8 protein-coding genes are annotated in these 13,753 nt (G+C 53.2%); 1 reads left to right on the top strand and 7 read right to left on the bottom strand.

The genetic code is table 11. The annotated features are described in order from the left end of the window. Positions 1 to 148: 148 nt before the first annotated feature. The 4 genes from rpsL to rpoB all read right to left on the bottom strand — a co-directional run bounded on the left by rpsL (position 149) and on the right by rpoB (position 9,661). Positions 149 to 568: a 30S ribosomal protein S12 gene (gene rpsL / locus BR86_RS0106915; RefSeq protein WP_031472464.1), complete on the bottom strand. Its 420-nt coding sequence runs from the start codon at positions 566 to 568 to the stop codon at positions 149 to 151. Positions 569 to 760: 192 nt separating this feature from the next. Next, positions 761 to 1,807, bottom strand: coding sequence for an N-acetylmuramoyl-L-alanine amidase family protein (locus tag BR86_RS0106910; protein WP_242841579.1), 1,047 nt, complete (start codon positions 1,805 to 1,807; stop codon positions 761 to 763). Positions 1,808 to 2,035: 228 nt separating this feature from the next. Beyond that, positions 2,036 to 5,719: a DNA-directed RNA polymerase subunit beta' gene (gene rpoC, locus BR86_RS0106905; RefSeq protein WP_031472460.1), complete on the bottom strand. Its 3,684-nt coding sequence runs from the start codon at positions 5,717 to 5,719 to the stop codon at positions 2,036 to 2,038. A gap of 18 nt (positions 5,720 to 5,737) precedes the next feature. After that, positions 5,738 to 9,661, bottom strand: coding sequence for a DNA-directed RNA polymerase subunit beta (rpoB, locus tag BR86_RS0106900; RefSeq protein WP_031472458.1), 3,924 nt, complete (start codon positions 9,659 to 9,661; stop codon positions 5,738 to 5,740). A gap of 367 nt (positions 9,662 to 10,028) precedes the next feature. On the opposite strand from rpoB, the gene BR86_RS0106895 reads away from it, so the two are divergent. Continuing rightward, positions 10,029 to 10,517, top strand: a complete 489-nt coding sequence (locus BR86_RS0106895) for a hypothetical protein (protein ID WP_031472456.1) — start codon at positions 10,029 to 10,031, stop codon at positions 10,515 to 10,517. Between the two features lie 292 nt (positions 10,518 to 10,809). Here the strand turns inward: BR86_RS0106895 and BR86_RS0106890 are convergent, their stop codons facing one another. From BR86_RS0106890 to BR86_RS0106880, 3 genes are all read right to left on the bottom strand, one after another. Beyond that, positions 10,810 to 11,229 carry a YwiB family protein gene (locus tag BR86_RS0106890; protein ID WP_031472454.1) on the bottom strand — a complete coding sequence of 140 codons (420 nt, stop codon included), beginning with the start codon at positions 11,227 to 11,229 and terminating at the stop codon, positions 10,810 to 10,812. After that, the gene (locus tag BR86_RS0106885; RefSeq protein ID WP_031472452.1) at positions 11,229 to 12,290 is read right to left on the bottom strand and encodes a D-alanine--D-alanine ligase family protein; all 1,062 of its coding nucleotides are present in this window, start codon (positions 12,288 to 12,290) and stop codon (positions 11,229 to 11,231) included. The genes BR86_RS0106890 and BR86_RS0106885 overlap by 1 nt, the downstream gene beginning before the upstream one ends. A gap of 160 nt (positions 12,291 to 12,450) precedes the next feature. After that, a complete protein-coding gene (locus BR86_RS0106880; RefSeq protein WP_031472450.1) occupies positions 12,451 to 13,734 on the bottom strand; it encodes a TolC family protein in 1,284 nt (427 codons plus the stop codon). Positions 13,735 to 13,753: the final 19 nt, after the last annotated feature.

Genomic DNA, 13,753 nt, shown 5'->3' with positions numbered 1-13,753 from the left:
CTTCGCAGCACGCGGCTTCGTCGAAGCTTTTTCATTAGATCTCAGGTACTCACCCGTCACCTGGGCGTTCGTGTCCGAATCTATGATTCCTGCAACCCACAGGTCAATATCAAAATCCGGTACAACAAATCCCTACAATGATTTGTGATTACTTCTTAGCCTTCGGTCTCTTTGCTCCGTACTTGGAACGAGCCTGTTTTCTGTCTGCTACGCCTGCAGTATCAAGAGTTCCTCTGATGATGTGGTATCTGGTACCCGGAAGGTCCTTTACACGTCCACCTCTGATCAGAACAACGCTGTGCTCCTGAAGGTTATGTCCCTCACCCGGGATGTAGCTTGTTACCTCAACTCCGTTGGAGAGACGTACTCTCGCGATCTTTCTAAGAGCAGAGTTCGGCTTCTTCGGTGTTGCAGTCTTAACAGCTGTGCAAACACCTCTCTTCTGCGGTGAAGAAACGTCCGTTGCTTTCTTCTGCAGAGAGTTGTATCCTCTATGCAGCGCCGGAGCGGTCGGTTTCTTCACAGATGTCTTTCTACCTTTTCTTACTAACTGGTTAAATGTAGGCATCCCTTTCACCTCCTGTGATATTGTCTGTGGTTGCTTTTTGATAAATTTGCGCGCACTTATGCCTTTAGTGGCGCACCATAAGATTATATACACATAAAAAAAGGGTGTCAAGAAAAACATGATAAATATTTTTCCGACACCCATGCCTCTGTTTTTTATTGAATTTACACGTTTTTCCGCTCTTTTCGGAAATTATTTTCCGTAGAACTTATTCACACCGGCGACCAGACCGTCCGCGATCTTTTCGAGTGACTTTTCGCTGTGATCCGATGCCGTGTCACCGAGTTCAATGTCCATGCTCGGAACCGTGGAGTAGGAAGTCTGCGTCAGGTCGTTGTCGATTTTTTCATTCGACCAGATCTTAACGCCTTTTTCGCGAAGGCCTTCGATCAGCGCCTTACCGAGTTTCTCATGCTCCTGCCAGTGTGAAGCCACCGGCTCCATCTTCCGGTAATTTCCTTCCGGAACTCCCATGTAAAACGCGCCCTTGTCACTCGCAGTCGAATCCCAGTGAAGTGCAATGTGACAGTCTGCCGCGTTGTTCGCCAGAACCGTTCTTGCAATATTATCCAGCTGGACATCATCGCTTTCGCGGATCATCAGTACATCGTATCCCTCCGCAAGCAGTTTCTTTTTCAGAATCTTTGCGGTCGCCAGCGTAACCTTCGCTTCCGACGTGCCGTCCTGGAATGTGGTTCCGGCAGAGATCGCCTTCGAACTGACCGCTCCGGCCGCATTGGTTCCGGTCACAAGTTTCGCCGATCCGTCCGGATGGCTTAAAGTCTTCACCTTTTCTCCGCCGGATGTTCCGTGGCCTGCATTGACACAGATCACTTTTCCCTTCCGGTTGGCAGAAGCTTTATAGAGAACCGCCTTTCCTGAGTTGATCTTGGAATTCGCCGCATATTTCCAGGAGGGATCCAGACCGATCTCGCCTTCCTTCCGCGCAGACTTGCCGCCTTCTGCCGCGGTGTCCGCGGCGGTTGTCTGCTCCGCCTTCCCGGCCGTCTCCGATGCTGCCGTTTTTTCCGCTGCCTCGGCTGTCTCTGCCTCACTTGTCTCTCCGGCGGATTTCGCCGCTTCTTCGGTAGCTTTTGCCGTCTGTTTTGCTTCAATCTCCGCCGCCGGTCCCTTCGCCTCCGCCGCTTCCGATCGGGACGCGCAGCCGGAAAGTGCAAGTCCTGCTGTCACCATGGTGACAGCGGCAAACCGCAATGCCTGTTCCATTCTCTTTTTCATCTGTTTTCTCTCCATAATATATAGAACAAAGTCCGCCGGCGGTCACCGTTAGGTGACAGCTTCCTTACAGCGGCGTGCGCATCCTCGCGGAGCGTTTTTATTTCAAAGGGAATTTCGGAGAAATTTCCTTTGAAATAAAAAATCCCGCGGTTCCGCCTTGCGGCAGCCCCCGCGGGATCATCTTCACAACAGGAATGTGCCCTCCAAAGGCTTTGTTCTGTCTGAAAATCAGTCGTTCATGTGATCGTCTTCGTTCATAACGGTAACGGCAGCTTCGTCGATGACATCATTTTCCGGTGTCTCTCCGAAGTACTGACCCTGAGCCAGTTCGTCCGCATCGTCCATGAGAAGAGTCTCATCCACTTCCGGCTTGTCCGTGCTCAGGTGAATGGAGCGATAACGCTTCATACCGGTACCTGCCGGGATCAGCTTACCGATGATAACATTTTCCTTCAGGCCGACAAGGTTATCGGTCTTGCCGTAGATCGCGGCCTCGGTCAGGATCTTTGTCGTCTCCTGGAAGGAAGCGGCGGACATGAAGGAATCGGTTGCCAGAGATGCCTTGGTGATTCCGAGGATGATCGGAGTACCTTCCATCGGCTTCTTACCCTCGGCAAGGAGTCTCTCATTGGTCTCCTCGAAGTCCAGACGGTCCACATTCTGGCCCGGAAGAATACCGGAATCACCGGCATCATCCAGATGGATCTTCTTCAGCATCTGATGAACGATCATCTCAATATGCTTATCGTTGATATCTACACCCTGGAGTCCGTAAACTCTCTGAACTTCCTGGATGAGATAGTCCTGCGTTGCCTCAACGCCGGAGATTCTCAGAAGATCGTGCGGGTTGACGGAACCTTCGTTCAGCTTCGCGCCGTGCTCGATCGTCTGACCGTCCGCAACCAGAAGCTTGGATGTGTAGGACGGAATGTAAGTCTTGGACTCACCGGTTGTATTGTTGGAGACGATAACTTCACGCTTCTTCTTGGTCTCCTTGATGGTAACCACACCGTCGATCTCAGAGAGAAGAGCAAGACCTTTCGGCTTACGGGACTCGAAAAGCTCCTCAACTCGCGGAAGACCCTGTGTGATATCGTTACCTGCGACACCGCCGGCATGGAATGTTCTCATGGTCAGCTGTGTACCCGGCTCACCGATAGACTGAGCAGCGATGATTCCGACTGCCTCACCGACACGTACCGGCTGTCCGGATGCCATGTTCGCACCGTAGCACTTTGCGCATACACCGTGGTGGCTTCTGCAGGAGAGGACGGTACGGATCTTGACGGAATCTCTGCCGGTCTTCTTCAGCGCGGCCATCACCTTCTCGGTTCTTGCCGGTGTGATCATCTGGTTCTTGCCGACAATCAGCTGGTTGGTATCCGGATCATAGATATCCTCTGCGCTGAAACGGCCGTTGATTCTCTTGTCCAGAGACTCGATTACCGCATCGCCGTCGTGATATGCCTTAACTTCCATGAACGGAATCTTTCCGGTTCCGGCACAGCAGTCGTCCTCACGAACGATGAGATCCTGGGTTACGTCAACCATTCGTCTGGTCAGGTAACCGGAGTCGGCGGTACGGAGCGCGGTATCGGAAAGTCCCTTGCGGGCACCGTGCGCGGAAATGAAGTATTCCAGTACGTCCAGACCCTCACGGAAGTTGGACTTGATCGGAAGTTCGATGGTGTGTCCGGTTGTATCCGCCATCAGGCCTCGCATTCCGGCAAGCTGTTTGATCTGCTTATCGGAACCACGGGCTCCGGAGTGAGCCATCATCTTAATGTTGTTGTACGGGTCCATGCCGTCCAGAAGAACCTTGGTCAGGTGCTTATCGGCTTCTTCCCATACTTTGACTACGTCTTTGTAACGCTCTTCCTCGGTGGAAAGACCCTGGCGGTGCAGTTTTGCAATCTCGTCAACCTTGGCCTGAGCCTCGGCAAGAATGTCTTTCTTCTCGCTCGGAGCGGAAATATCTGCTACGGAAATGGTCATCGCAGCTCTCGTGGAGATGTGGTAACCCATTGCCTTGATATCATCCAGTGTGATCGCGGTCTGAATCGCGCCGTGAACGTTGATGACGCGCTGAAGGATATCCTTCAGCTCTCCCTTTCTGACAAGGGTGTCAACTTCCAGCTTGAGCTCATTGCCCGGGATGGTTCTGTCGACAAAACCAAGGTCCTGCGGGATGATCTCATTGAAGCGGAAACGTCCTACCGTGGACTCAACCATGCCGCTGACAGTTCTGCCGTCCGGCATTGTCTTGGTCATTCTGACCTTGACTCTGGTCTGATAGGTTACCAGGCCGTTCTCATATGCAAGAAGAGCCTCGTTGACGCTCTTGAAGCACATGCCTTCGCCCTTGGATCCCGGTCTCTCCTGTGTCAGGTAGTAGATACCGAGTACCATATCCTGAGACGGAACTGCTACCGGGCCACCATCCGACGGCTTCAGAAGGTTGTTCGGGGACAGAAGCATGAAGCGGCACTCTGCCTGCGCCTCCACGGTCAGCGGCAGATGCACAGCCATCTGGTCTCCGTCGAAGTCCGCGTTGAACGCGGTACAAGCCAGCGGATGAAGACGGATCGCATGTCCCTCTACCAGAATCGGCTCAAACGCCTGAATTCCGAGACGGTGCAGTGTAGGAGCACGGTTCAGCATAACCGGGTGATCCTTGATTACGTCTTCGAGTACGTCCCAAACTTCCGGATCGTACTTTTCGACCATCTTCTTCGCATTCTTGATGTTGTTCGCAGTACCGTTCTGAACAAGCTCCTTCATAACGAACGGCTTGAAGAGCTCTACCGCCATCTCCTTCGGGAGACCGCACTGGTAGATCTTCATTTCCGGTCCTACGACGATAACGGAACGTCCGGAATAGTCAACTCGTTTACCGAGAAGGTTCTGACGGAAACGTCCCTGCTTACCTTTCAGCATGTCGGAAAGGGACTTCAGCGCACGGTTGCCCGGTCCTGTTACCGGTCTGCCGCGTCTGCCGTTATCGATAAGAGCATCGACAGCCTCCTGAAGCATACGCTTCTCGTTGCGGACGATGATGTCCGGAGCGCCGAGCTCGATCAGTCTTGCAAGACGGTTGTTTCTGTTGATGATTCTTCTGTACAGATCGTTCAGATCGGAAGTAGCGAAACGTCCGCCGTCCAGCTGTACCATCGGACGGATCTCCGGCGGAATAACCGGAACAACGGTGAGGATCATCCACTCCGGACGGTTGCCGGAGATGCGGAATGCCTCAACTACTTCGAGCTGCTTGATGATTCTCGCACGCTTCTGGCCGGTTGCTGTCTCCAGCTCCGCCTTCAGCTCTACGGAATCCTTCTCAAGATCGATCTCCTTGAGGAGCTTGTAGATCGCCTCGGCGCCCATCTGTGCGTCGAAAGCATCTGCGCCCCAGGTCTCTACCGCTTCACGGTACTCAGCCTCGGAAAGGATATCCTTCTTGTTGAGGCTTGTATTACCGGCATCGAGAACAATGTAGGATGCGAAATAGAGAACTCTCTCGAGCAGTCTTGGGGACAGTCCGAGGATCAGTCCCATACGGCTCGGGATACCCTTAAAGTACCAGATATGGGATACCGGAGCGGCAAGGGTGATGTGGCCCATACGCTCTCTGCGGACGCTGGACTTGGTTACCTCAACGCCGCATCGGTCGCAGACGACGCCCTTATATCTGATCTTCTTATATTTACCGCAGTGGCACTCCCAGTCCTTGGTCGGGCCAAAGATCTTCTCACAGAACAGACCGTCTTTTTCCGGTTTTAAAGTTCTGTAGTTGATGGTCTCCGGCTTGGTGACCTCTCCGTGGGACCACTCAAGGATCCTCTCCGGAGAAGCCAGATTGATCTGCATGGACTCAAAGGTCACTGGCTTGAATGTTGTCTTTGTCTCTGGCATGAACAGAACTCCCTTCCGTTATTCCTCGTCTGAACCTGAAAAATCGTCAGCTACACTGAAATCATCGCCGAATTCGTCATCATTCGTGATTACTTCTGCGCCATCGCTCAGTGTCGGTGCGCCCTCTACGCTCTTCAGTTCTCCGTCTCTGAATTCCTGCTCCTGGTAGCCGAGCTGTCCGAGGGATTCATTTTCCCTCTGATAGCGTCTGCTGTCAGCCTCAAGAACAGAGCGGAATGTCGGTTCCTGCTCGTCGATGTTCTCGGACAGGTCAACCTCCTGGCCATTCTCATCAAGAACCTTGACATCCAGTGCAAGTGCCTGAAGTTCCTTCAGCATTACCTTGAAGGACTCCGGAATACCCGGCTCCGGAATGTTCTCGCCCTTAATGATCGCCTCGTATGTCTTAACACGTCCGACTACGTCATCCGACTTCACGGTCAGGATCTCCTGCAGTGTGTAGGATGCACCGTACGCCTCGAGAGCCCAAACCTCCATCTCTCCGAAACGCTGGCCGCCGAACTGAGCTTTTCCGCCCAGAGGCTGCTGTGTAACGAGGGAGTATGGTCCGGTGGAACGTGCATGGATCTTATCATCTACCAGATGGTGGAGTTTCAGGTAGTTCATGTGTCCGACAGTGGTCGGGTTATCAAAGAACTCACCGGAACGTCCGTCGCGGAGACGGATCTTACCATCACGGCTGATCGGAACACCTCTCCAGAGTGCTCTGTGCGCGAGGTGCTCCTCGTCGCCGAGAACTGCCAGAAGTTCCGGATCACAGTTGTTTTCGTATTTTGCCTTGAAGTCTTCCCAGCTGGAGTTTACGTAATCGTTTGCCAGCTCAAGAAGATCCTGGATCTCTTTCTCGGTTGCGCCGTCAAAGATCGGGGAGGCGATATCCACACCGAGAACCTTTGCAGCAAGGCTCAGGTGGATCTCAAGCACCTGTCCGATATTCATTCGGGACGGAACGCCCAGCGGGTTCAGCACGATATCCAGCGGACGGCCGTTCGGCAGGAACGGCATATCCTCTACCGGAAGGATACGGGATACGCAACCCTTGTTACCGTGACGTCCTGCCATCTTATCGCCGACAGAGATCTTTCTCTTCTGTGCAATGTAGATGCGAACGGACTCATTTACACCCGGCGGAAGTTCATCGCCGTTCTCTCTGGAGAAGATTCTCGCAGAAACGACGATACCGTATGCTCCGTGTGGAACTTTCAGGGATGTATCGCGGACTTCCTTTGCCTTCTCACCGAAGATGGCGCGGAGAAGTCTCTCTTCCGCGGTCAGCTCGGTCTCACCCTTCGGGGTAACCTTACCGACAAGGATGTCTCCGGTACGTACTTCTGCACCGATGCGGATGATTCCGCGCTCGTCAAGCTGCTTGAGAGCGGCATCGCCGACGCCCGGTACGTCTCTGGTAAACTCTTCCGGTCCAAGCTTGGTGTCGCGGCACTCAACGGAGTACTCCTCGATATGAACGGAAGTATATACGTCTTCCTTGATCAGACGCTCACTGATCAGAACCGCGTCCTCGTAGTTGTAACCTTCCCAGGTCATGAATCCGATCAGCGGGTTCTTACCGAGGGAAATCTCGCCGTTGCAGGTGGACGGACCGTCTGCGATGACATCGCCGGCCTCTACGTGCTCGTCCTTGTTGACAATCGGCTTCTGGTTGTAGCAGTTGGACTGGTTGCTGCGCATGAACTTGGTCAGGTGATAGGTATCGATCACACCGTCAGAGTCTCTGCGAATGGTGATGCAGTTGGATGCAGCCATCACAACCGTACCCGCATTCTTTGCGACAACGCAGACGCCGGAATCAACTGCGGCGATCGCGTCAATACCGGTGCTGACTGCACATCTCTCGGTTGTGAGCAGCGGAACGGCCTGACGCTGCATGTTGGATCCCATCAGCGCACGGTTCGCATCGTCGTTCTGAAGGAACGGAATCATGGATGTTGCCACGGAGAATACCATCTTCGGGGATACGTCCATCAGATCCACGCTTCTCTTCGGGAAGGATGCGGTCGCCTCGCGGTAACGTCCGGAAACGTTCTTATTGATGAAATGGCCTTCCTCATCCAGCGGCTCGTTCGCCTGCGCTACGATGAAATCATCCTCTTCATCCGCCGTAAGATAACGAACCTCATCGGTTACGCGCGGGTTCTTCGGATCACTCTTATCCACAACGCGGTACGGAGCCTCGACGAATCCGTATTCATTGACTCTTGCATAGGTTGCAAGAGAGTTGATCAGACCGATGTTCGGACCCTCCGGTGTCTCGATCGGGCACATACGTCCGTAGTGGGTATAGTGTACGTCTCGAACCTCGAATCCCGCACGGTCTCTGGACAGACCGCCCGGACCAAGGGCAGAAAGACGTCTCTTATGTGTAAGCTCGGAAAGCGGGTTGTTCTGATCCATGAACTGGGACAGCTGGGAACTTCCGAAGAACTCCTTCACTGCTGCGGTTACCGGCTTGATGTTGATCAGGCCCTGGATCGAGATATCCTTTGCTTCCTGTGTGGTCATTCTCTCGCGAACAACTCTCTCCATTCGGGAAAGACCGATTCTGTACTGGTTCTGAAGGAGTTCACCTACGGAACGGATACGACGGTTGCCCAGATGGTCGATATCATCGTGCTGACCGATGCCCTCTTCGAGGTGCATGCAGTAGTTGATGGACGCAATGATATCTTCTTTTGTGATGTGCTTCGGAACGAGCTCGTGAAGATTCTCGCGGCACAGTTCCTTTACGGTATCCTGATCCAGCTCTTCCGCCTCGGCCTTGTCGAGGATTGCCTTCAGTGCCGGATAGTAAACCGCCTCTTCCACGCCGACCTCAGCCGGATCGAAGTCAACATAGTTTGCCATGTTGACAGACAGGTTGGAGAGAACTTTGCTGTTCTTCTTCTCACCCGCAATGAATACGAACGGGATGCCCGCATCCTGGATCTTCTGTGCAGTCTCCCGGTCAAGTGCGGTGCCTGCCTCGGCGATGATCTCGCCGGTGGTCTGATCTACCGCATCCTCTGCAAGAGTATGTCCGTCAAGGCGTGTGCGGAAGCTCAGCTTCTTATTAAACTTGTAGCGTCCAACCTTTGCAAGGTCGTAGCGCTTCGGATCGAAGAACATGCCGTCAAACAGGCTGCGCGCGCTGTCCTCGGAAAGCGGCTCGCCCGGGCGTACCTTCTTGTAGAGTTCCAGAAGACCTTCCTTCACATTGGTGGAAGTATCCTTCTCAAAGCTCTTCTCCAGCTTCAGCTCATCGCCGAACAGCTCGAGAATCTCAGCATTGGTTCCGTATCCAAGTGCACGGATCAGAACAGTAACCGGAACTTTTCTGGTTCTGTCGACACGAACCCAGAACACATCGTTCGCGTCGGTCTCATACTCCAGCCATGCACCTCTGTTCGGGATGACAGTACAGGAGTAGAGGTCTTTATTCATCTTGTTATCAGCGGTAATGTCATAATAGATGCCCGGAGAACGTACCAGCTGGCTGACGATAACACGCTCTGCTCCATTGATGACAAAGGAGCCGGTATCCGTCATGATCGGCAGGTCGCCCATGAAGACTTCCTGCTCTTTGAAGGTTCCGTCCGCCAGTAAAAGCCTAACTTTCGCCATAAGCGGAGCTGCGTATGTCGCGTCTCTTTCCTTGCATTCCTCAATGGAATACTTTGTATCGTACTCGCCGCTGCTTTTCTTCTTGAGCGAGAAGCTGACAAATTCCAGACTCATGTTGCCGTTGAAATCCCTGATCGGAGAGATGTCATCAAAAGCCTCCCTGAGTCCCTGATCAAGGAACCACTGGTAGGAGTTCTTCTGGACATCGATAAGATTCGGGATATCAAGAACTTCCTTGTGTCTGGCAAATGTCATTCTTTGGCCCTTGCCGGATTTGACCGGATGCATTCTGCATTTTTCCATTCGACGTTTCACCCCTGTATTCTTTCTTATGCATGTACGCTTCGCGCCTTACAGCACGAAGAGCCTTTCGGCTTTGTGAGGTACCGAATCCCTTTTAAAAGCGGACTCTTCTGTTGTTTCTCCCCGGGCTGTTAGGCCCACGAATCCACAATAGTGCACATTCCATAATATCATCTGAATGTCAATACGTCAACGTATAATAAGGAACAAAATTGCCGAAAATGCCGCCGATTCCGCCGTTGTATCTTGCTAATTTGCCCTTCAAATGCTATAATACCTTTCTGTATGAGCATCTGCGGAAGCTGAAGCGGGTCATATGTGGGATTCCTTAGGCCGCGGAGCATTTCAACCGGAGGTATAAGATAATATGAGCACACTGACCATCGTTCTGCTGGTCATCCTCATCATCCTGATCGTCGGTCTTGTGGTTCTGTACTTTATGGGTAATAAAGCGCAGAAGAATCAGGCGCAGTCGCAGGAGATGCTGGAGGCAGCGAAGCAGCCCGCAACTATTCTGGTAATTGACAAAAAGAGACTCAAGATCACAGAGTCCGGACTTCCGAAGCAGGTGATCGACCAGGTTCCGTGGTACTCCAAACGCATGAAGCTCCCGATTGTCAAGGCAAAGATCGGACCGAGAGTCATGACCATGATCGCGGACGGCAATGTCTTCGAGCAGCTTCCGCTGAAAAAGGAATGCAATGTCATCATCAGCGGACTTTACATCACCGATGTAAAGAGTGTTCGCGGCGGAAGCCTTCTTCCGGTCAAGAAACCGACCGGCTGGCGCGCATGGCTTGCAGAGAAAGCTGCAGGCGCTGCGAACAGAGCTCAGGCCAACAGCAGGAAAAAGTAATCGCGATCCGGTTTTCACCGGCCGCGAATGATATCAAAACCAAAAAGCGGCAGTCGCCAATGCCTCCCTATGGCGTGGGCTTTTGCGGTTCAGCCGCGTAAATACAAAAAGATGCCGTGCATCAGTTGATCAGTCAGCTGATGCACGGCATCTTTTTTCATAGAAAGACATTTTCCGGTCATTCGGTCACACAGTCATACGAACACCGGCCGGGACCGAAACTCCGGAGCATTCCTTTGCCGATTCCGGCAATACGGGGAAGCGCGGTAAAACCGTCTTCCGGTGGATCATCTCATTTTCGCGGAACCGCCGTGATCCGGATCTCGGCGCTGCTTCCCGCGCCGCCGTCGATCTCCAGAAGATATCGGATTCTCACCTCGATCCGATCCTCCCGGATGTCCGTCGCCAGTTCCTTCGTCGTCACGCTGAGCAGCATTTCGCCGTACGGCGTGTAATAGCAGTTCTTCGTGGTCCGGCCCGGAAGAAACTCCATATGCGTTTTCACCGCGCCGCTCCGCATCATATCGACGCGGTCCGCTCCTATCTTCAGAACCACATGGACTTTTTCTCCGCCTTCCTGAATTTCATCGTACGCGAGAAAATGTCCGCTGCTCTTTTCGTAATAGGATCCCTCCGCGGTCACTCCGATCTCGCCGCTGTCCTGTTCCATAAGGTGTCTGCCGGTTACACGGACAAGCACATCTTCTGTCATTATCGTTCGTACCTCTTCATGGCGCTGTCAATGAGTTTCGAGATCAGAGCCATCTTATCATATCCAGCCGCTTCCGCGATCATCGGATACATACTGATGGCCGTAAAGCCCGGAAGTGTGTTCAGCTCGTTGAACACCACGGTTCCGTCCTCGCACACAAAGAAGTCCACGCGGGCAAGGCCGTAGCCGTCCACTGCACGGAAGATCTTCACCGCAGAATCCATAACCTCCTGCGCCGCATTTCCCGGAAGTTCCGGTCCGACAATGGTTTTGGATTCCGGATTGTTGTACTTTGCATCATAATCATAGTAATCGGCAGCCGCCTGAATCTCGCCCACGCCGAATGCAACCACCGGATCTTTTCCGCCTCCGAAGACCGCGCACTCGATCTCCCGGCCGACGATCGTCTCTTCCACCAGGATCTTGCGGTCATGCTCCGCGGCCAGTTTCAGACCGGACACAAGCATGTCGCGGTTTTCAGCCTTGGTGATGCCGCAGGAGGAACCCTCGTTTGCCGGCTTGATGAAAACCGGATAGCTGAAGCGTCCCTCGATTCTGGCAGTCACGGCATCCATATCCCCCAGTTCATCCTTAAATACCGGCTCATATGCCGCCTGGCGGACCCCTGCGCGGTCAACCACAACCTTGGTATAGAATTTATCCATGGACGCGGAGGACGCGAACACGCCGCAGCCGACATACGGGAGCTTCGCGAGTTCGAAAATGCCCTGAACCGTCCCGTCCTCACCGTAGAGACCGTGCAGAACCGGAATGGCGACATCCACTCTCTTTTTGGAGAAATGTTCTCCGTCCAGGATCACGACAGCCTTTTCCACCGCATCCGGTGCCATAAATGCCTTCTTCGCGGAATTCCTCCAGGTATCCTTCTCAATCTCCCCGACCGAATCCACATAGAGCCATTCACCCGTCTTTGTGATTCCGATCAGAACCGTCTCGAAAAGTTCCGGATCCACATTCCGGATCACGTTGATTGCCGATTTGCAGGAAACCTCATGCTCGGACGACTGTCCGCCGAACAGAACCAGTACTGTCTTTTTCATAACTTCTTTATATCCTTTCCGCGCAGAAAGCGCGATTTCCATTGCCAATACCGCACTAATATAGCACAAAACTTCCGCATATGCACCATTTCCGTGCATATGCGGAAGTTTCCCGATCGGATTATTCTTTTCCTTTCTTCTGCCTCACCGACCCATTGGATCAGTTCTGCGCCACATATCCTCTCATCGCAAAATCGTAATTTTCCAGAGCCTGCTGAAGGTTCGCATCCGCAGTAGCCAGATCGATCTGCGCCGCGAAGAGCTGTGACTGGGCGCTCAGCAGTTCCGACGAAGAAGCCATGCCGAGCGCAAACCGTGTCTGCGCGCTGTTCAGCGCCTGCTGTTTCTCACTGAGCGCCGCCTCTGCCACTTTTCGGGCAGTGCGGTTCTGAACAGCGGTATTATACAGTGTGCTGACTTTTGTCTTGATATTCTCCTTCTGATTCTCGATGGTGCGTTTCATATTCTTGTAATCCACCGATCCCTCGGACATATTGGCAAACATCCGCTGATTGTATTTCAGCGACAGGTTGGCATCCATCGCTTTGGGAATATCCTCCGACGGATTCAGCACATCCACCTTTGCAGGGTCTGCAGCCGGGATATCCTGAATCTCCGGCTGATCATTGTATTTCCACCCGGTTGCCAGACAGAGTTTCTGGCGAAGCTGCTCCGCCGTCGCCTGCGTGGAAGTGATGGACGACTGAAGAGACTGGAGGGAATTCTGCGCTTTCAGAACATCGGTGGATGTCGCCATTCCGAGAGCCTGCTGATGCTGAACCGTCTCACAGGACTTCTGTACCACCGCAAGATTGGCGTTCAGGGAATCCACGGATTTCTTCGTCAGATTATAGGAAGCAAAGAGCGCTTTGGTCTGCGCTTTCAGTCCCAGCTGTTTATTCTGAAGGCTCAGACTTCTCGACTCACTGTCCTCATAAGAGGCCGCCGCCGACTGTTCCGTGGAAAGGGCGCTCTGCTCCAGCATCGCCGCTGCAGCGAGCATCGATGCATAGCCGGATCCGACCGCGCTGAGACCGGAAGATGTCACCCCCATTCCCTTCAGGGTTGTATCATTCATCACCGGCAGCATTCCCGTCAGATCTTCAATCGAAGAGAACATCGCTTCCATGGAGGAAGCGCGGTCCCGCATGGACTCCGCCTGATCGCGTAGATCATTGGCATTGTCCAGTTTTTTCTGCCGGACGGCATTGGCGTCCTCAACGCCTTTATTGCCCTGATATTCCGCCTGATTATTCAGATAATCCGGATTGTATTCCTCCACCAGCATTTCCAGTTCATCATATTCCATGACATTGTCCCGGAGTCTCGCCCAGGTTGCCTCGTCATGCGCAAACTGCGGGCTGGCCGCAAATGCCGCTGCCGGCGTAAGTGCCGACATCGCGGCGGCCAGACAAAGCGCAGCGATCTTTCTTGTTCTGTTCATCCTGTTTCCTCCTGCAATG

Origin of the sequence: [Clostridium] aminophilum DSM 10710 (genome assembly GCF_000711825.1) — a bacterium.
In the GTDB taxonomy this organism is placed as follows: Bacteria; Bacillota; Clostridia; order Lachnospirales; family Lachnospiraceae; genus Clostridium_R; species Clostridium_R aminophilum.
Note: the sequence above shows the minus strand (reverse complement) of the source record. Positions and strands in the feature narration are given on the sequence as shown.

Coding starts and splice junctions, on each gene's coding strand:
- BR86_RS0106910 (WP_242841579.1), bottom strand. CDS start 1,807: ATGAAAAAGAGAATGGAACAGGCATTGCGGTTTGCCGCTGTCACCATG.
- BR86_RS0106880 (WP_031472450.1), bottom strand. CDS start 13,734: ATGAACAGAACAAGAAAGATCGCTGCGCTTTGTCTGGCCGCCGCGATG.
- BR86_RS0106890 (WP_031472454.1), bottom strand. CDS start 11,229: ATGACAGAAGATGTGCTTGTCCGTGTAACCGGCAGACACCTTATGGAA.
- rpoC (WP_031472460.1), bottom strand. CDS start 5,719: ATGCCAGAGACAAAGACAACATTCAAGCCAGTGACCTTTGAGTCCATG.
- BR86_RS0106895 (WP_031472456.1), top strand. CDS start 10,029: ATGAGCACACTGACCATCGTTCTGCTGGTCATCCTCATCATCCTGATC.
- rpsL (WP_031472464.1), bottom strand. CDS start 568: ATGCCTACATTTAACCAGTTAGTAAGAAAAGGTAGAAAGACATCTGTG.
- BR86_RS0106885 (WP_031472452.1), bottom strand. CDS start 12,290: ATGAAAAAGACAGTACTGGTTCTGTTCGGCGGACAGTCGTCCGAGCAT.
- rpoB (WP_031472458.1), bottom strand. CDS start 9,661: ATGGAAAAATGCAGAATGCATCCGGTCAAATCCGGCAAGGGCCAAAGA.